At 74.6% G+C, this 17,978-nt stretch carries 15 protein-coding genes; 9 read left to right on the top strand and 6 right to left on the bottom strand.

Translation table 11 applies throughout. The features are described 5' to 3' along the window. Positions 1-29: 29 nt before the first annotated feature. The gene (locus tag AMK13_RS22435; protein ID WP_049650041.1) at positions 30-407 is read right to left on the bottom strand and encodes a MerR family transcriptional regulator; all 378 of its coding nucleotides are present in this window, start codon (positions 405-407) and stop codon (positions 30-32) included. A gap of 222 nt (positions 408-629) precedes the next feature. On the opposite strand from AMK13_RS22435, the gene AMK13_RS22430 reads away from it, so the two are divergent. Together AMK13_RS22430 and AMK13_RS22425 are read left to right on the top strand one after the other, a co-directional pair. Then, positions 630-1,124 carry a peptidylprolyl isomerase gene (locus AMK13_RS22430; protein WP_049650012.1) on the top strand — a complete coding sequence of 165 codons (495 nt, stop codon included), beginning with the start codon at positions 630-632 and terminating at the stop codon, positions 1,122-1,124. A gap of 294 nt (positions 1,125-1,418) precedes the next feature. Continuing rightward, positions 1,419-2,000: a hypothetical protein gene (locus tag AMK13_RS22425; RefSeq protein ID WP_049650011.1), complete on the top strand. Its 582-nt coding sequence runs from the start codon at positions 1,419-1,421 to the stop codon at positions 1,998-2,000. A 31-nt stretch (positions 2,001-2,031) separates the two neighbouring features. Here the strand turns inward: AMK13_RS22425 and AMK13_RS22420 are convergent, their stop codons facing one another. Further along, entirely contained in the window at positions 2,032-2,517 is a 486-nt protein-coding gene (locus AMK13_RS22420; protein WP_049650010.1) for a hypothetical protein, read from the bottom strand. A 38-nt stretch (positions 2,518-2,555) separates the two neighbouring features. Then, entirely contained in the window at positions 2,556-3,896 is a 1,341-nt protein-coding gene (locus AMK13_RS22415; RefSeq protein ID WP_074003872.1) for an LCP family protein, read from the bottom strand. A gap of 448 nt (positions 3,897-4,344) precedes the next feature. Here AMK13_RS22415 and ssuE point away from each other — a divergent pair, with 448 nt between their 5' ends. The 6 genes from ssuE (at position 4,345) to AMK13_RS22385 (ending at position 12,720) form a co-directional block, all read left to right on the top strand. Next, positions 4,345-4,899, top strand: a complete 555-nt coding sequence (gene ssuE / locus AMK13_RS22410; RefSeq protein WP_074003871.1) for an NADPH-dependent FMN reductase — start codon at positions 4,345-4,347, stop codon at positions 4,897-4,899. 325 nt (positions 4,900-5,224) lie between these two features. Continuing rightward, positions 5,225-6,013, top strand: a complete 789-nt coding sequence (locus AMK13_RS22405; protein ID WP_049658694.1) for an ABC transporter ATP-binding protein — start codon at positions 5,225-5,227, stop codon at positions 6,011-6,013. A 16-nt stretch (positions 6,014-6,029) separates the two neighbouring features. Continuing rightward, positions 6,030-8,600, top strand: a complete 2,571-nt coding sequence (locus AMK13_RS22400; protein WP_074003870.1) for an ABC transporter permease — start codon at positions 6,030-6,032, stop codon at positions 8,598-8,600. Positions 8,601-8,795: 195 nt separating this feature from the next. Beyond that, positions 8,796-10,787 carry a hypothetical protein gene (locus AMK13_RS22395; protein ID WP_074003869.1) on the top strand — a complete coding sequence of 664 codons (1,992 nt, stop codon included), beginning with the start codon at positions 8,796-8,798 and terminating at the stop codon, positions 10,785-10,787. A 161-nt stretch (positions 10,788-10,948) separates the two neighbouring features. Continuing rightward, on the top strand, positions 10,949-11,989 hold the full coding sequence (locus AMK13_RS22390) for a glycosyltransferase family 2 protein (RefSeq protein ID WP_049659498.1): 1,041 nt from the start codon (positions 10,949-10,951) through the stop codon (positions 11,987-11,989). A 116-nt stretch (positions 11,990-12,105) separates the two neighbouring features. Next, positions 12,106-12,720 (top strand): acyltransferase, encoded by a 615-nt coding sequence (locus tag AMK13_RS22385; RefSeq protein ID WP_074003868.1) that lies wholly within the window; start codon positions 12,106-12,108, stop codon positions 12,718-12,720. Here AMK13_RS22385 and AMK13_RS22380 read toward each other — a convergent pair whose 3' ends face one another. The 3 genes from AMK13_RS22380 to AMK13_RS22370 form a co-directional block, all read right to left on the bottom strand. Further along, the gene (locus AMK13_RS22380; protein ID WP_079272363.1) at positions 12,721-14,337 is read right to left on the bottom strand and encodes an LCP family protein; all 1,617 of its coding nucleotides are present in this window, start codon (positions 14,335-14,337) and stop codon (positions 12,721-12,723) included. Positions 14,338-14,561: 224 nt separating this feature from the next. Then, positions 14,562-15,854 (bottom strand): LCP family protein, encoded by a 1,293-nt coding sequence (locus AMK13_RS22375; RefSeq protein ID WP_074003867.1) that lies wholly within the window; start codon positions 15,852-15,854, stop codon positions 14,562-14,564. Between the two features lie 36 nt (positions 15,855-15,890). Continuing rightward, positions 15,891-16,682 (bottom strand): TIGR03089 family protein, encoded by a 792-nt coding sequence (locus tag AMK13_RS22370; RefSeq protein ID WP_049660500.1) that lies wholly within the window; start codon positions 16,680-16,682, stop codon positions 15,891-15,893. A 104-nt stretch (positions 16,683-16,786) separates the two neighbouring features. On the opposite strand from AMK13_RS22370, the gene AMK13_RS22365 reads away from it, so the two are divergent. Next, positions 16,787-17,914: a peptidoglycan recognition protein family protein gene (locus tag AMK13_RS22365; protein ID WP_074003866.1), complete on the top strand. Its 1,128-nt coding sequence runs from the start codon at positions 16,787-16,789 to the stop codon at positions 17,912-17,914. Positions 17,915-17,978: the final 64 nt, after the last annotated feature.

Here is a 17,978-nt window from a genome sequence, read left to right as displayed (position 1 = left end):
ACGCCGCGCCGAACGCCGACGGCCGCACGTCAGGCGGCCGGGGCCGATGGCTGCCCGGAGGCGGTCGCGATCACCTCGTCCAGCACCTCGCGGGAGCGGAGCAGGTCGTCGATCGTCCGGTCGATCCGCTGGCGCTCCGCGGTGAGCTCCTCCACCAGGAGCGGGGTGGCGATCTCGTTCGGGCTGCCGTCGGAGTCCCGCATGCAGGGGAGGATCTTGTAGATGGTCCGGCTGTGCAGTCCGGCCGCGAACAGCTCCTGGATGTGCACCACCCGGTCGACGGCGGCCTCCGGGTACTCCCGGTGGCCGCCCTCGGTGCGGCGGGCGGCCAGCAGGCCCTGCTGCTCGTAGTAGCGCAGCGAGCGCTCGCTCACACCCGTCCGCCGGGCCAGTTCGCCGATCCGCATGCCGTCCACCCCGTCCCGTCCCGTGCCGCCGTCGCCGTCGCCGTCCGCCGTCGCCGTTCACCGGCCCCGCCCGCCGTCGCGGATCGGGCCGCCCGGAAATCTGACATCGATGGTAGCTTCCCGGTCCCGGCGCGGGGGCGGAACCGGATAACACAGCGGTGTCCGGCCCGGCCCGACCGGGGGTGACGCGCGAGGAACAGGCGATCGTGCCATGATCCCTGCATGTCTTCCAACGTTTTCTTCGACATCGAGATCAACGGCGAGGCGGCCGGCCGGATCGTCTTCAAGCTCTACGACGACGTCGTCCCCAAGACCGCCCAGAACTTCCGCGAGCTGGCCACCGGCCAGAACGGCTTCGGCTACGAGGGCTCCGGCTTCCACCGCGTGATCCCGGCCTTCATGCTCCAGGGTGGTGACTTCACCAACCACAACGGCACCGGCGGCAAGAGCATCTACGGCGAGAAGTTCGCCGACGAGAACTTCAAGATCAAGCACGACCGTCCGGGTCTGCTGTCGATGGCCAACGCCGGCCGCAACACCAACGGCTCGCAGTTCTTCATCACCACCATCGTCACCGACTGGCTGGACGGCAAGCACGTCGTCTTCGGCGAGGTCCTCGAGGGCATGGACCTGGTCAAGAAGATCGAGGGCCTCGGCTCGCAGAGCGGCCGCACCTCGGCCAAGATCACCATCGCCAAGTCCGGCGTGGTCGCCTAAGCACCGCCGCCACCTGGCACGCACCGCCCCGGAGCGGGACGTCGGATCTTCCGATCTCCCGCTCCGGGGCGGTTTCGCGTCCGCCCCCGTACCCGCGCCCGCACCCGGACGCCGCCCGGTTCCCGCCCCCTTTCGCGCCGGGCGCCGCCGTGCGGCGGGCAGGGTAGCCCGGAGCGCGGCCGTCCGGGCCGGAACCGGGCAATCGTGCGGCCTGCCTGCGCCGGAGCCCTACGCTCGATTCGGACGCGGCCCCAGCCGCGGCCGAACTCGACTCTGCGGCAAGGTGGTTGACCGATGATGGAGCAGGGCGCCGACGACGGCGAGGTGACCTACGAACAGGTGACGGTGGTCTCCCTGGCCGGCTGCGAGCCGGTCGGCCCGGCGCGGTTCGCCGTCCGGGTCGCCCGCGAGGGCATGACCGTCAAGCGGGTGGCGGGCTACTGGGTGCGCTGGGACGAGCGGTGGGGCCCGGAGGAGGTCCGCCACCACTCCCGCTGGATCGCGGACGAGGAGTACGTGCGGCCGGACACCGGCAGCCTGGAGGGCACCCTCGCGGTGATGGTCGCCGCGTACTGGACGGACCCGGCGGGCGCCTTCCCGCGCCGCCCGGGCACCGAGACGGTGGTGACCTTCCGGCCGGGCGAGACCGAGCACGAGCTGGTGCTGGAGCAGCCCGCGCCGCCCGTGTCGGCGGCCGCCGCCGCGCACCGCCCGGCCTCGCTGTCGGTGCAGCTGACCCACGCGCGGTGGCTGGGCGGCGACGGGCAGCCGATCCACTACGGCTTCTCGGGCGCGACCGAGGAGGCGGCCGGCGGCGAGGGGGAGTGGCTGGTCCGCTTCCCGGAGTGCGGCACCGGCCTGCTGCCGTACGTCTAGGCCGCATGGCACGTCCCGTACCCCCGCGCGTTCAGGCGGGGCTCGGAGCGGGCCGGGCCGGCGCCGCCGCGGGCCCCCAGTCGCCCGCCCGCGTCCCCACCTTGCGCGCCGGTGCGCCGGCCCAGATCTCGCCGGGGCCGGTCGAGCGGGTGAGCACCGCGTTGGCCCCGACGACGGTGCCCGCGCCGACGGTCAGCACGCCCTCCTTGCACACCACCTTGGCGCCCGCGCACAGCACCGCCCCGTCCTCGACCACCACCCGCCGCATCGCGCTCTCCTCCTGCGGCACCCAGGGGTCGGCCCGGCCGATGGTCACGCCGTTGTAGAGCGTCACGCCGGCGCCGAGGGTGGTGTACGGGTGCAGCACGGTGCCGAAGCCGCGGTGGAAGACCATCAGCCCGGGCCCGATCTCGCAGGCGGCGGGCACCTCCATCCCGTACAGCGCGAGCGCCTCCTGGACCAGGCGGCCTAGGAGGCGGTGGCGACGGCGGCGGATCAGTGCGGTGACGAGTGGCATCCACTCATTGTGGTGGAGCGGTCACGCGAAGTGGCCGACTACTTGAACTCCGGCACCGCGGTGTCGTTCTTGAAGGCGTCGAAGACCTGCTTGGACTTGCCGGTGTCCCAGAGCACGGCGGACTCGCCGGTCTTGGTCCGGTAGTCCGGGTTGCCGATCGGCACGGTCAGCGACTTGCCGCTGCCGCCGTTGACGTCCTTCATGGCGAGGAAGAGCGAGCCGAGGTCGGTCAGCCCGCAGTCCTCGTCGACGATCAGGGTGCCGAGCGCGGAGTCGACCAGCGGGTAGAAGGTGAACGGGTTCATCAGGTTGCCCGGGGAGGCGGCCTGGTGGGCGAGGGCGCCGAGGAACTTCTGCTGGTTGCGCATCCGGCCGAGGTCCTGGTCGGCCATCTGGTGGCGCTGGCGGACGAAGGCCAGGGCCTGCTTGCCGGTGAGGGTCTGGTCGCCGGCCTTGAGGTCGAGCCCGGAGTCCTTGTCCTTGACGTCCTGGTCGATCTTCATCTCGACGCCGCCGATCGAGTCGACGATGCCGACGAAACCGCCGAAGCCGATCTCGGCGTAGTGGTCGATCCGTATGCCGGTGTTCTGCTCGACGGTCTGGACCAGGAGGCGGCCGCCGCCGTTGCCGAAGGCCGAGTTGATCTTCGCGGTGGTGCCCTTGACCGGCTTGCCGTTGCTGCCCGGGTGCTCGGGGATCGGCACCCAGGAGTCGCGCGGGATGCTCATCAGGGTGTTCCCGTTGTCCCCGACGTGCAGGATCATCATCGAGTCGCTGCGCTTGCCCTCGGTGTCGTGCCCGGTGTGCAGGTCGTCCTGCTCGGAGTCGGTGAGGCCCTGGCGGCTGTCGGAGCCGACGATCAGCCAGTTGGTGCCCTTGCCCGCGGCGGGGCGGCCGGGGTAGTCGGCGAGCACGTTCTCGTGGTTGAGCTTGGAGTCCGCCCAGAACCAGGTGGAGACGGCGGTCACCATGACGGCGATCAGCAGGCCGAAGACCGACCACTTCACGATCCGCCGCCGCGGCCAGCGCCGGGCCTGGGCACCGGGCGGGCGGGTGCCGCCGGGGCCGCCGGGACCACCCTGGCCCCCCTGCCCGCCGGGACCGCCGGGCCCGCCCGGGCCGCCGGGACCACCGGGGCGCCCCGGGCCGCCGGGGCGGGCGCCGGGTGCGCCGGCCCCCTGCGGCGGGACGCCGCCCAGCCGGGACTGCCCCGGTTGCCCCGGCTGCCCCCCGGGCTGTCGCGGCTGCCGTGGCGCGGCCGCCCCCGGCCCGCGCGGGTTCAGCGAGGACGGCAGCGGCGGCTCGGCCGAGCCGCCTCCACCGCTGCCGCCGTACGGGTTCCCGCCGCCCCCCGGGCGGCCCTCCTGCCACGTGTTCATGCCGACGAGGATGCCCGACCCCGGTCGGGCTGACTCCCCCCGGGGGGCCCACCAGGCCTCTTGTAGCAGTTTTGATGCACGCCCCGAATCGTTCCGCCGAAACATCCGGACACCCGCCGTTCCAGCGGCTGAAACGTTTCTTGACCAGCTCGAACACAGCGTGTTTGCATTCCAGGCATGGATCAGCGTTGGGCACTCACGCGTCGGCGGCACGTCGACCTGCGGCGCGGTGTGGCCTGTTCGCTCTGTCGCGGCTGACACGCGCCCGTCGGGTCCCCGTACTCCCCGCAGGCCCCGCACGTCCGCCGACGTAGCGCCCCGGTGCCCCGCAACGCCCCCCCGCACCGTTCCCGCACCGCCCCCGGTACCGGCCCCCACCGCGGCGCCTTCCCCCGCCGCCGCACTCCGCCGCACCGCGCCGCCCCGCTTCCAGCCAGAGGTGAAACCCATGGCCGTCGTCCTGTCCGTTTCCGGCTCCCCGTCCGCCACCTCCCGCACCACCCGCCTGCTGCGCCACGTCGACGCGCGGCTGGCGGAGCGCGGCCACCACGTCGTCCCCTTCGAGGCCCGCAGCCTGCCCGCGCACGCGCTGCTGTCGGGCGACTTCGACCACCCCGCGATCGTCGCCGTCACCGAGCTGTTCGCCCGCGCCGACGGCGTGGTCGTCGGCACCCCCGTCTACAAGGCCGCCTACTCGGGCCTGCTGAAGGCCCTGCTGGACGTGCTCCCGCAGTACGCCCTGGCCGGCAAGGCCGTCCTGCCGCTCGCCACCGGCGGCTCGCCCGCGCACGTCCTCGCGGTGGACTACGCGCTGCGCCCGGTGCTCAGCTCGATGGGCGCCGGCCACATCACCCAGGGCTGGTTCGTGCTCGACCGCCACATCACCGCCCGGGAGGACGGGACGACCCTGGTGGAGCGCGAGACCGAAACGCTGCTGGCCCCGGTCGTGGACGGCTTCGCCACGGCCCTGGAGCGGCTGGCCGCACCCGCGCTGACGAGCTGACGGACCGTCGCCGCCGGCCCGTACGGGGCGTCCCCGAGACGGGCCGCGGCGACCCCTAGGGGGAGCCGCTCCGTGGCCCGTAGAACCTTGGTTGAGAGGCTTCATTCCGGCGGATGACGAGCGCTCCGCCGCCGACTCCTAACGTGGTTCACACATCCCCACCCGCCAGGAAGCGGCCCGGTTGCGCCGGGTCCGGTGGCCAGGTCCACCGGGAGGGTGGAGACAACTCCCGGTCGAGGACTACCGCCCGCGCCATGTCGCGCGGCGGGCGGGCCCGTGAGGCTGGGGGCCAACGGGTGAGCGCATCTTCCTTAGGAGTGTCCCAGTGACGACGGCAGCAGCAGCCGTGTACGACCCCCAGCTTCCCGGCGGGGCGCCCGCCGTCGCCGCGTCGGCCCGTCAGGTCACCAAGGCGTACGGCTCGGGCGAGACCAGGGTGACCGCGCTCGACGCGGTCGACGTCGACATCCAGCGCGGCCGGTTCACCGCGATCATGGGGCCGTCGGGCTCCGGCAAGTCCACCCTGATGCACTGCCTGGCGGGCCTCGACACGGTCACCTCCGGGCAGATCCGGATCGGCGACACCGAGATCACCGGCCTGAAGGACAAGCAGCTCACCAGGCTCCGGCGCGACAAGATCGGCTTCATCTTCCAGGCCTTCAACCTGCTCCCGACGCTGAACGCGCTGGAGAACATCACGCTCCCGATGGACATCGCCGGGCGCAGGCCCGACCAGGCCTGGCTGGACCAGGTGGTGGAGACGGTCGGCCTGTCCGGCCGGCTCAAGCACCGCCCCGCCCAGCTCTCCGGCGGCCAGCAGCAGCGCGTCGCGGTGGCCCGGGCACTGGCCGCCCGCCCCGAGATCATCTTCGGCGACGAGCCCACCGGGAACCTGGACTCCCGGTCCGGCGCCGAGGTGCTGACCTTCCTGCGCCGCTCGGTGGACGAGCTGGGCCAGACCATCGTGATGGTCACCCACGACCCGGTCGCCGCCGGCTACGCGGACCGCGTGCTCTTCCTCGCCGACGGCGTGATCGTGGACGAGATGTACGCGCCCACCGCCGACTCCGTCCTCGAACGCATGCGCCGTTTCGACGGCAAGCGCACCAGCTGAGCGGCGGGACGACACCATCATGCTGCTCAAGACCTCACTGCGGAGCTTCCTCGCCCACAAGGGCCGGATGGCGCTCTCGCTCATCGCCGTCGTGCTGTCGGTGGCCTTCGTCTCCGGCACCCTGGTGTTCTCCAACACCGCCACCGGCACCTTCGACAAGCTCTTCGCCGCGACCTCCTCCGACGTCTCGGTCCAGCCGCCCAAGCCGGCCGAGGACGAGGAGCAGCAGGCCGCCGTCAAGCCGCCGACCGTCCCGGTCGCGCTGGAACGGCAGGTCGCCGCGCTGCCCGGGGTGAAGAGCGCCGTCGGCCAGGTCCTGGTCGAGAACGCCGTCATGATCAACCCGGCCACCAACAAGCTGGTCGGCCCGACCACCGGCGCGCCCACCCTGCTCGGCAACTGGACCGACACCCCGGGCAACCCGCTGAAGGTCACCTCCGGCCACACGCCGCGCGGGCCGACCGAGCTGCTGCTGGACGCGGACACCGTGAAGAAGGCCAAGCTCGCCCTCGGTGACACGCTCAGGGTCGAGAACCCCCTCGGCCGGCACGACTTCACCATCGTCGGCATCGGCACCTTCACCACCACCAACCCGGGCGCGGCGCTCGGCTTCCTGGACACCCCGACCGCCCAGCAGGCGCTGCTCGGCGGGCCGGCCTTCAGCACCGTCGAGGCGTACGGCGACGGCAGCCGCGGCGACGACCGCCTCAAGGCCGACGCGCTGGCCCGGCTCGGCGGCGGGTACCAGGTGAAGACGGCGGCCGAGCAGAAGGCCGACCGCAGCGAGCAGGTCGGCAAGGGCCTCGGCTTCATGAAGTACGCGATGCTCGGCTTCGCCTTCGTCTCGGCGATCGTCGGCGCCTTCCTGATCGTCAACACCTTCTCGATGCTGGTCGCCCAGCGCACCCGGGAGATCGGCCTGCTGCGCGCCATCGGCGGCAGCCGGCGGCAGGTCAACCGCTCGGTGCTGGTCGAGGCGCTGATCCTGGGCGTGCTCGGCTCGACCCTCGGGGTCGCGGCGGGCCTGGGCGTGGCGGTCGGCCTGATCAAGCTGATGACGGCGATCGGCATGGACCTGGAGGCGGCCGACCTGCAGATCGGGCCGGACGTGTTCGTCGCCGGGTACGCGCTGGGCATCGTGGTCACCCTGGTCGCGGCCTGGTTCCCGGCCCGCCGGGCGAGCCGGATCTCGCCGATGGCCGCGCTGCGCGACCACGGCACCCCGGCGGAGGCCCGGGCCAACCTCGTCCGCACCGGCCTCGGCCTGCTGCTGACGGCGGGCGGCGGCGCGGTGCTGGTGCTCGGCGCGGGGGCGGAGAAGGCGGCCACCGGCGGCCGGTACCTGGGCCTCGGCGTGGTGCTCACCCTGATCGGCTTCGTGGTGCTCGGCCCGCTGCTGGCCTCGGCCGTCGTCCGGGTGCTCGGCGCGCTGCTGCCGGCGCTGTTCGGCCCGTCCGGCAGGCTCGCCCAGCGCAACGCGATGCGCAACCCGCGCCGTACCGGCGCCACCGCCGCCGCGCTGATGATCGGCCTGGCGCTGGTGATCGCCTCCGCGGTGTTCAGCTCCTCGGCCGTCACCTCGACCAGCGCCCAGATCGACAAGTCGGTGGGCGCGGACTACATCGTCTCCGGCGGCCGTACCGCGATCACCCCCGAGATGATGGACGCGGTCCGGAAGACCCCGGGCATCGACCACGTCACCACCCAGCGGTTCTTCGCCGCCAGGGTCCAGCTGCCGGACGGGCAGAAGGCCAAGACCCCGCTGACCGCGGTGCCGCCGTCCTTCTTCGGCACCGACTTCCGGCCGACCGTCGACTCCGGTGCGGTGGACTCGCTCCAGCGCGGCTCGCTGGGCATCGGCGCCGCCTTCGCCAAGGACCACGGCCTGAAGGTCGGCGACCAGGTCACCGTCGACTACGGCCAGGGCCGCACCCAGACGGTGCCGGTCGGCGCGGTCTTCGGCAAGGGCGAGCTGTTCGGCGACGGCTCCTTCGTGGCCATGGACACCATGGAGAAGGTCGTCCCGGCCGCCGAGCAGCCGCCGGTGTGGACCTTCTTCGCCAAGGCCTCCCCGGGCGCCGACGTCGACCGGACGCTGACCGCGCTGGAGGACGGGCTGAAGGAGTACCCGCAGCTCACCATCAAGGACCGGGCCGGCTACAAGGAGCTCGCCCAGTCCCAGATCAACACCCTGCTCTACCTGATCTACGGGCTGGTCGCCCTCTCGATCACGGTCGCGGTGCTCGGCGTGGTCAACACCCTGGCGCTGTCGGTGGTCGAGCGGACCCGCGAGATCGGCCTGCTGCGGGCGATCGGGCTCTCCCGCCGCCAGCTGCGCCGGATGATCCGGCTGGAGTCCGTGGTGATCGCGGTGTTCGGCGCCGTCCTCGGCACCGGACTGGGCCTCGGCTGGGGCATCACCGCCCAGCGGGTGCTGCGGGACCAGGGCCTCGGGACGCTCTCCGTCCCGACCGTCACGGTGGCGGTCACGCTGGTCGCCTCGGTGCTGATCGGCCTGTTCGCCGCACTCGTCCCGGCCTTCCGGGCCGGACGCATGAACGTCCTCGCGGCCATCGCGACGGACTGACCCGGCGCCGGGGGGCGCCGGGCCCGGACCACGGGGGAACGGGGGAACGGGGGGACCCACGGGGGACCGGGGGGCACGGGGGACAGGGGCCGGGTGCGCACAGCACCCGGCCCCTGCGCCGTGCCCCGCCCCCGCAGGTCCGGGCCGGTCCGGCGGGCGTACCGTCCGTTTCCCGGGGGCTGGGATGATCGTCCGATGCTCCCCTCGGACGCCCCGCCCCTGCCCAGCGCAGCGCCCCTCACCAGCGCGGCCGCCGCCCGCTGGCGCGCCGCCCGGACCGCCTGGCGGCTGGACGGCCGCTGGCTCGCGCTGGTGCCGCTCGCGTTCGTGGTCCTGGCCGGCGCGGTGGAGCCGGACGTGGGCCGGTGCAACGTCCAGAACGTCTGCCGGGACACCTGGGGCTCGGGGCTGGCCGGCTGGTCGGTGCTGGCCGAGATCGTCCTGCTGGCCACCAGGGCCCGGGTCCGGGTGCTCGTCCCGCCGGTCGTCCTGGCGCTGCTCTGGTACCTCCCGGAGGGCCTGGTCACCCCGGTCGCCCGCTGGTCGGCGGTGCTGCTGCACGTGCTGCTCACCGCCGTCCTGCTCGGCGCCGAGTCCGGCCGCCGCCGCGCCCGCCAGCAGCTGGACGAGCTGATGGCCCCGCCCGTCCCCTATCCCTGGAGCGCCGCGGGCGGGCCCTCGCCCGTCCACCGGGACGGCCCGCCCGTGCTGCGCCGCGCCCTCGGCGTCCTGCTGCTGGTGGTCGCCGCGGCCTTCCCGGTGTACGGCCTCTGGGCGCAGGCCCGGGCGGACGGCGCCGCCGAGCGGGCCACCCGGGTGACCGGCACCGCGGACGGGAGCGACCGGGACGGCGCGCTGACCGTCCGCTTCCAGCCGCCCGGCGGCGGCCCCGAGCGCACCGCCGCCCTGGACGTCTGGTGGCAGCGCCGGCCCCAGCCCGGCGAGCCTGTCCCGCTGCTGGTGGACGGCGACTCGGTGCGCGCCCTGGGCGACGACTACGACGTCTCCGGCCAGCTGGCCGCGGGCGGCCTGATCGCCCTGCCCGGCTTGGTGCTGCTCGGCTCGGCCGCCGTCGCGAGCGCCCGCCGGGGCAGGCCCGCCTTCGCCGGCGCCGGCCCCGCGCTCGCCGTCCGGGTGCGCGCCGACGCCCGCGGCGACCTGCTGGTGCTGCCGCTGGACGGCCCGCCGGACGGCCCCGGGCTCTGGCGGCTGGTCGAGCGCGACCGCTACCGCTGGGCCCGGAACGCCGCCCCGGACGGCGCGGCCCCGGCGTGGGTGCCCGAACACCTGGAGACCGAGGACGAGGACGCCGACTACCCCGACCCGGTGCTCGACCACGACGAGGACGAGGAGGAGCACTGGGAGCTGTTCGACCGGGCGACCCCGGCCGAGGCCGCCGAGTGGCTGGCCCGGGCCGGCCGCAGCGTGCCCGCCGTGCTGTACGGCGGCCCGGACGGGCCCGACCACCAGCTCCTCGTCCGCCCCGGCCTGCTGGACGGCGACCCGCACTGGGTGGCGGCCGTGGTCGCCCCCGCCGCCCGGCCCCCGCGCGTCGGCCGGCGCTCCGGGCGCTACCGCGAGCGCGACCTGGCCGTCGCGGCGCTGACCGCCGAGACCGTCGCCGCCGCCCCGGTGGCCGGTCCGGACACCGAGCCGCTGGCCGCCCGCCGCTGGGAGATGCCGCTGCCGCTGCGCGCGGCCGCCGGACCGGTGGCCGCGCTGGTGGTCGCCGCCGCCGTGGTGCTGCTCGACGACGACGGCTGGTGGGAGGGGCTGCTGCGCCCGCTGTGGATCGGCTCGCTGGCGATCCTGGCCTGCGCCCAGACGCTGTCCTGGCAGCTGGTCGCCGACCGCAACGGCCTGCGGGTGGCCACCGCGCTGCGCACCCGCTGCTACCGGTGGGCGGAGATCTCGGCGGCGGCGGCGCACCGGAACCTGCTCACCATCCGGCTGCACGGCGGGCGGGAGTTCTCCTTCTTCAGCCGCCCGGCGGTCTGGCTGGCCGCCCTCTTCGGCGGCCGGTACGACCCGGGCGCGGTGGCCCGGACCGTCGCCACCGCCGCCCACCGCCCCGACCTGCGCCCGGCACAGGCCCTGCCGGACCGGCTGGGCGGCCCCCAGCACCTGGTGAACCGGCTCGCGCTGACCGGCTACGCGGTGTTCACCGTCGCCCACTACGCACTCTGAACCCACCCCGGACCGCCACCGGATCCACACCGCTTCCGGCCTGCGCGTAAGGGGGAGTACGGTGTTCTTGATCACAGCACCGGCGCGGCACCGCGAGGCGTCCCCGGCAGCCCGGACCGGGACAAGACGAGGACACGTCCGCACCGGTACGGTTGGCCCCGATGAACACCAAGGCTGCTGAGGAGCTGCCGGCTGTTTCCGTGATCATGCCGGTGCTCAACGAGGAACGTCACCTGCGCACGGCGGTCCGGCGCATCCTGGACCAGGAGTACCCCGGGCCGATGGAGGTGGTGATCGCCCTCGGCCCCTCCACCGACCGCACCGCGGAGATCGCGGCCGAGCTGGTGGCCGAGGACCCGCGGGTGCGGACGGTGGCGAACCCCACCGGCCGGACGCCGGCCGGGCTGAACGCCGCGATCCGGGGCTCCCGGCACCCGATAGTCGTGCGCGTGGACGGCCACGGCCTGCTCACCCCCGGCTACATCACCACGGCGGTCCGGCTGCTCGGCGAGATGGACGCGGCCAACGTCGGCGGCATCATGCACGCCGAGGGCGAGACCGAGTGGGAGAACGCGGTCGCCGCCGCGATGACCTCCAAGATCGGCGTCGGGAACGCCGCCTTCCACACCGGCGGCCTGGCCGGCCCGGCGGACACCGTCTACCTCGGGGTGTTCCGGCGCGAGGTGCTGGAGAAGCTCGGCGGCTACAACGAGGAGTTCATCCGCGCCCAGGACTGGGAGCTGAACTACCGGATCCGCCAGGACGGCGGCCTGGTCTGGTTCACCCCGCAGCTCAAGGTGACGTACCGGCCCCGCCCCTCGGTGCGGGCGCTGGCCAAGCAGTACAAGGACTACGGCCGCTGGCGCCGGGTGGTCACCCGCTACCACCGGGGCTCGGTCAACCTGCGCTACCTCGCCCCGCCGGCCGCGCTGGCGGCGGTCCTGCTCGGGCTGGGGCTCGGCGCCGCCGTCCACCCGGCCTTCCTCGCGGTGCCCGGCGCGTACCTGCTGGGCATCCTCGGCGGTGCGGCGGTCGAGGGGCGCGGCCTGTCGTTCAAGGCCAAGGCGCTGCTGCCGGTGGCCTTCGCGACCATGCACCTCAGCTGGGGCTTCGGCTTCCTGACCTCACCGCGCTCGCTGGCCCGGAGAGTGATCGCCAGCGTCGGCCCGGCCGCCAAGGACGTGCTCTCGAAGACCGGCTGATCCGCGGATCCGCCGATTCGTTTCGGCAGCCGCCCCGGCGCCTTCTCGACGCCTCTTCGGCGGCACCGCCCGGAACCCGTCCGGCACCCTTCTCGGCACCGCTATCGTCGGTGCGCATGGCGACAGTTGAGGACGGGTCGGGCGCGGCCCGGATCGAGCCGAGCGCGGACGTCGACGAACGGGCCGCGATCGGCGCCGGGACGACGGTCTGGCACCTCGCCCAGGTCCGCGAGGACGCGGTGGTCGGCGCGGACTGCGTGATCGGCCGCGGCGCGTACGTCGGCCCCGGCGTCCGGATCGGGGACCGGGTCAAGGTGCAGAACCACGCGCTGGTGTACGAGCCGGCGGTGGTCGAGGACGGGGTGTTCATCGGCCCGGCCGCCGTCCTCACCAACGACCGGTACCCGCGCGCGGTCACCCCCGACGGCCGCCCCAAGGGCCAACTCGACTGGTGTGCCGAAGGGGTGACGCTCCGTCACGGCTGCTCGATCGGCGGCCGGGCGGTGCTGGTCGCCGGGGTGACGGTCGGCCGCTGGGCCCTGGTCGCGGCCGGCGCCGTGGTGCACCGGGACGTCCCGGACTTCGCCCTGGTCGCCGGTGTCCCGGCCCGCCGGATCGGCTGGGTGGGCCGGGCCGGCGAGCCGCTGCGGCCCGCCGGGGACGGCGGCTGGCAGTGCCCCCGGACCGCCGAACGGTACCGCGAGCGGGGCGGAACCCTCGTACCGCTGTAGCTACTTGGCGCAGACGTCGGTGTCGTCCGCCTGCACCCGCTGGAGGTCCTCGGGCGCCTCGGTGGGCACCGCCGGGGTGGCGGGGGCGGTCAGCACGTCCTTGCCGAGCACCAGCAGCAGCCCGCTCTTCGGGTCGGACTTCTCGGCCGGCCGGACGGCGTCGCCGGGCAGGCCGAGGGCGGCGGCCAGGGCGGCGGCCTCGGCCTCCATGCCGCTCGGGTAGGACACCGTGGTGGTGTCGGCGGGCGGTGCGTCGCTGCCCACCGCGGCCCGGTCGAAGCCCTTCGCCCGGAGCTTCTCCACGGTCGGCCCGGACTGTCCGCGCTTGCCGCTGCCGTTGCGGACCGTCAGCTGGGCGGTCTTGAGGTGGATCGCCGGGAGGGTGGCGGCCGGCGCGGTGGGGGCCGGGGCGGCCGGGGCCGCCGAGGCGTCGGCGGCCGGTGCCTCGGGGGCGGGCGGGGCGGCGGTCTCGGTCAGCGAGCGGTCGGCCGCGACCATCGCGAACAGCTGCCCGGCGTCCGGCTGCTTGAGGATCACCCGGTTCTCGTCCTTGGGGTCGTCCAGGACGGGCGCGGTGGTGAAGGTGATGTTCTTGGTGTCGACCCTGCTGATGTCCAGCGCGAGGTCCTTGAGCTTGTCCACGCTGCCGATGCCGGAGTCCACGGTGAGCGCCTTGGTGGCGGCGTCCGCGAGCTTGTAGAGCTTGGTCGGGCTGGTCAGGGTGTCGTCGCTCTTGATCTTGCGGATCATCGAGCTGATGAACTGCTGCTGGAGCGGGATCCGGGTGAGGTCGCCGCCCTGGCCGACCGCGTGCCGGGTGCGGACGAAGGCCAGCGCCTCCTCGCCCTGGACCACGTGCCGGCCCTTGGTCATCTTGAGGTGGGAGCCGGAGTCGTTGATGTCCTTGGCCGCGCAGACCTCGACCCCGCCGACGGCGGTGGACAGGCTCTTCACCGCCTCGAAGTTGACCTGCACGAAGTGGTCGACCCGGATCCCGGTGTTCTTCTCGACGGTCTTCCAGGTGCAGCCCGCGTCGCGCCCCGCCTGGCCGAGGCTGTTGTTGAACTCCTCCCGCGCCGAGCCGGGGATCTTCTTCCCCTGGGTGCTCTGGCACTCCGGGATCGGCAGCATCAGGTCGCGCGGGAGGCTGATCACCGTCGCGTTGGTGCGGTCCTTGGCGATGTGGAACAGCAGGGTGGTGTCGGCGTGCCCGGTGCTGCCCTCGTCGCCGTACTCCCGGCCGAGGCCCTCCCGGCTGTCCGTGCCGATCACCAGGACGTTCAGCGCGTCCCCGGCGGCCGGCGGGCGCTCGGACTCGTCGCCCAGCTGGACCTTGACCGAGGTCAGGTTGTCGTTGAAGTGCCGGTACAGGTAGTACGCCCCGCCGCAGCCCGCGACCATCACCAGGGCGCCCGCCCCGGCCGTCCACTTGAGGGCCCGTCGGCGCCGGCTGCGCCTGGCGAGCGCGGCGGCCCGCCGTCGGGTGTCCCGGCGGCCCTCCGGGGCCGGTGCGGCGGGCTCCTCGGCGGTCGGTGCGGCGGCCGCGCGGCGCTGCCGGGGGACGCCGGGGGCCGGGTCCACCCGGTACCGTCCGGTTTCCGGTTGCTCCTCGTGCACGGGGGTTCCCTACCTTCGACCGGTCACGGCTGTGGACCGCCCGTACGGACGGGCCGATCCGGACACAGTAGACGAGCCGAACGCGGGAGTCGTTCCCGGTGTGATCTCCGCCATGTTCCGGCAATGCGGAGGTAAATACCGTACGTGGCCGACCAATTGCGGAACCGTCCGGATCGGTCGGCGCGGCCGGCCCGGGGCGGCCGGGGCGGCCGGGGGTGCCCGGCTCAGTGCTGGGCGCAGGCGTCCACGTCGGCGGTGCGTCCCTCGAAGGTGGGCGCGGCGCCCGCCGAGGGTGACGCGTTCGCCAGCGCCGCCACCTCGGCCGTCGGCTGGCTCCCGGCGCCCGGCCCCGCCGCCGGCGAGCGGCCCGCCCCCGGGACCGGCCCCGGGGACGGCGCGGACCCGGGCGGCCGGACGGCGACCGGCCGGTCGTCCCGCAGCGCCGCGAACAGCTGGCCGGTCTGCGGCTGCACGAACTCGTCCCGGTCCGAGTCGTAGCGGTACGGGCGGCGCGGCGCGGTCAGGAAGACCACGTCCGCCGAGGGGATGCCGCGCAGGTCCTGGGTGAGGTCGTACAGCGCGCCGAGCGAGGACAGCGCGCCGTCCGCCCGGACCGAGGAGGTCGCGGCGTCCAGCACCGGCCACAGCTTCGCCGGGTTCAGCAGCACGCCCTGCGACTGCACCTTGCGGATCAGCGCGGCCAGGAACTGCTGCTGACGGCCCATGCGCTGGGTGTCGCTGCCGTCGCCCAGGCTCTCCCGGGCCCGGACGTAGCCGAGGGCCTGCTCGCCGTGCAGGGTCCGCCGGCCGGCGGCCAGGTCGAGCTTGGCGTCCTTGTCGTGGATCGGCTGCGGCACGCACACCTCGACCCCGCCGATCGCGTCCACCATCGTCTTGAAGCCGCTGAAGTCGAGGATCACGTAGTGGTCGATCCGGATGCCGCTCAACTGCTCGACGGCCCGGATCGAGCAGGCCGGACCGCCCGTCTCGAAGGCCCAGTTGAACTGCATCAGCGCGGGCCTGCTGCGGGTGCCGTCCGGCTTCTCGCAGGCCGGGACGGTGACCATGACGTCCCGCGGCACGGAGACCGCCGTCGCGTGCCTGCGGTCGGCGGCCAGGTGCAGCAGGATCGTGGTGTCCGAGCGCTGACTGCCCGGCTCGCCGCCGTACGAGCCGTTCGCGCCGGAGCGGTCGTCACTGCCGATCAGCAGGAGGTTCTCGGCGCCCCGCGCCCCGGCGGTGCGGCTCGGCCGCTCGGCCTCCAGTTTGGCGAGCAGCCGGTCGGTGGCCGAGTCCGCGCGGATGTTGCCGTCCAGCGTGCGGTAGGCGATCCAGAGCAGCACCCCGGTGGCGACCAGCAGGAACGCGACGGCGCCGGCGGTGATCATCAGCCACCGCCGGCGCCTGCGCGGGCGTCCGCTCCCGCCCGGAGGGGTGTCCGTCGGCGGGCCGTCCTGGGCCGCGCCGTTCGTCGGGGGAGTGGCGGTCGGGGGGTGCTCGGTGTCGTCCTCGGCCATGGCAGCGATCCCTACCCGCCGGGCCCGGGCCGGGGGTTAGCCGAGGCGCAGTGTCACCCGTTCGGATTCGGTCCGCTTCTCCCACTGCCCGGCGTCCAGCGCCTGCGAGTTGCGGCAGAGCACCACCGAGGCGCCGGCCGCCAGCGGCGCCAGCAGACCGGCCTCCAGACCGGTCCAGTCGTCGTACGAGAGGGTGGACAGCACGCGGTCGCCGGGCTTCAGGCCGAGCCGTGCCGCCCCCTCCCGGGCCAGCGCCACGGTCTGCTCGCCCGTCAGCTTCAGCGGCAGCCCGTCCACCGCGGTCTCCAGCGCCGGCCCCTCCGGGGCGACGGGGGAGTACGGGGCGAAGCGGTCGCCCTGGCCGGGCACCTCGGCGGCGTAGTCGAGGAAGCCGTCCGGGCGCTGCGGGAAGCGGCCGCCGAGCGGACGCAGGGCGAGCGCGACCCGCTCGCCCTCGCAGGCCTGGGCGGCCTCCAGCCCGTCCGGGCCGCTGACCACCAGGTCGGCGGCGGCCGGGTCGCCGCCCGGCACCGCCGTCACCCCGACCGACCAGCAGGCCAGCAGCCAGACGGCGCTCTGCCAGTGGGCGGGCAGCAGCAGCGCCGCCCGGTCGCCGGGGCCGGCGTTCAGCTCGTCCTGGAGGAGGTTGGCCGTCTTGGCCACCCAGTTGTCGAAGGTCCGGGCGGACAGCTCCACCCGTTCGCCGGTGGCGTCGTCGTAGAAGGTGACCAGAGGGGCCGCGGGATCGACCGAAGGCGTGCCGCCGCGCAGGAATGCGTGCAGCAGCTCGACGGGGGTGCGGGCGTCGGCAGCGAAGGGCGCAGTCATGGTGCGCCCCAGCCTACGGCCTTCGGGTGGGAGGTCGGGAGGGGCGGCCGAACGGGCGCGGAGCGGCGTGGCGGGCGGTCCGGTTTGCGGCGACGATCCGGTTTATGCGCCTCTCACTTCCGGCCGCCCTGCTCGCCGGCTGCACCGCCGCCCTCCTGCTCCAGCCCGCCGCCGGTGCGACCCCCTCGTCCGCCCCGCGCCGCCACGACTTCGCCGGCGGCGGCTCCACCACCACGCTCCCGCTGCCCGCCGGGACCGGCCTCGCCCCGCGCGGCACCGCACCGTTCGAACTCCTCGGCCTCGGCTGGGACGGCCCGGCGGACGCCCTCGCCGGCGCGGTGCTCCGGGTCCGCACCCGGGACGCGGCCACCGGCCGCTGGAGCGGCTGGCACCGGCTGGAGGCCGACGCCGAGGACGGCCCCGACCACACGGCGCACGGCGCCACCGCCCCGCTCTGGACCGGCCGCAGCGACGGCGTCGCCGTCGAGTTCCGGCCCGGGCCCGCCGGAGCGCCGCCCGGACTGCGGCTCGACCTGGTCGACCCGGGACACGGCGCCGCCCCGGCCGCCGTACGGACCCTGCCCGCGGAACCGCCGACCGCGCCGCCCGCCGGGCCGGCCAAGGGGCAGGCCCCGCGCCCGAGGATCGTCACCCGGGCCGGCTGGGGCGCCGACGAGTCGCTGCGCGACCCGGAATTCGAGTACACCGGCCCGGTCCGCGAGGTCTTCGTCCACCACACCGCCACCACCACCGACTACGCCTGCGCCGACGCGCCCCGGGTGGTCCGGGCGATCTACCAGTACCACGTGAAGACCAACGGCTGGCGGGACATCGGCTACAACTTCCTGGTCGACCGCTGCGGCACCGTCTACGAGGGCCGGGCCGGCGGCGTCGACCAGCCCGTCCACGGCGCCCACACCCTCGGCTTCAACACCGACTCCGCCGGCGTCGCCGCCCTCGGCACCTACACCGGCGACCAGCCGTCCCGCCCCCTCCTCGACGGCCTCGCCGCCCTCGCCGCCTGGAAGCTCGGCCTCGCCGCCCGCCCCGCCGACGGCCGCGCCCGCCTCACCTCCTCCTCGGACGCCAGCCGCTACCCCAAGGGCAGCACCGTCGACTTCGACGCCGTCTCCGGCCACCGCGACGCCTTCGACACCGAGTGCCCCGGCAACGCCCTCTACGCCCGCCTCCCCGCCCTGCGCGCCGCGGCGGCCCGCCTCCAGACCCGCTGACCCCGGGGCCCTCCGCCGTCCCTCCCGCGCTGTCCGACCCCCCGCGTATCGTTCATGTCCGGAG

The sequence above is a fragment of the Streptomyces sp. CB02056 genome (genome assembly GCF_001905545.1).
In the GTDB taxonomy this organism is placed as follows: Bacteria; Actinomycetota; Actinomycetes; order Streptomycetales; family Streptomycetaceae; genus Kitasatospora.
Note: the sequence above shows the minus strand (reverse complement) of the source record. Positions and strands in the feature narration are given on the sequence as shown.

Coding starts and splice junctions, on each gene's coding strand:
- ssuE (WP_074003871.1), top strand. CDS start 4,345: ATGGCCGTCGTCCTGTCCGTTTCCGGCTCCCCGTCCGCCACCTCCCGC.
- AMK13_RS22415 (WP_074003872.1), bottom strand. CDS start 3,896: ATGAACACGTGGCAGGAGGGCCGCCCGGGGGGCGGCGGGAACCCGTAC.
- AMK13_RS22375 (WP_074003867.1), bottom strand. CDS start 15,854: ATGGCCGAGGACGACACCGAGCACCCCCCGACCGCCACTCCCCCGACG.
- AMK13_RS22365 (WP_074003866.1), top strand. CDS start 16,787: ATGCGCCTCTCACTTCCGGCCGCCCTGCTCGCCGGCTGCACCGCCGCC.
- AMK13_RS22420 (WP_049650010.1), bottom strand. CDS start 2,517: ATGCCACTCGTCACCGCACTGATCCGCCGCCGTCGCCACCGCCTCCTA.
- AMK13_RS22435 (WP_049650041.1), bottom strand. CDS start 407: ATGCGGATCGGCGAACTGGCCCGGCGGACGGGTGTGAGCGAGCGCTCG.
- AMK13_RS22390 (WP_049659498.1), top strand. CDS start 10,949: ATGAACACCAAGGCTGCTGAGGAGCTGCCGGCTGTTTCCGTGATCATG.
- AMK13_RS22395 (WP_074003869.1), top strand. CDS start 8,796: ATGCTCCCCTCGGACGCCCCGCCCCTGCCCAGCGCAGCGCCCCTCACC.
- AMK13_RS22385 (WP_074003868.1), top strand. CDS start 12,106: ATGGCGACAGTTGAGGACGGGTCGGGCGCGGCCCGGATCGAGCCGAGC.
- AMK13_RS22370 (WP_049660500.1), bottom strand. CDS start 16,682: ATGACTGCGCCCTTCGCTGCCGACGCCCGCACCCCCGTCGAGCTGCTG.
- AMK13_RS22425 (WP_049650011.1), top strand. CDS start 1,419: ATGATGGAGCAGGGCGCCGACGACGGCGAGGTGACCTACGAACAGGTG.
- AMK13_RS22430 (WP_049650012.1), top strand. CDS start 630: ATGTCTTCCAACGTTTTCTTCGACATCGAGATCAACGGCGAGGCGGCC.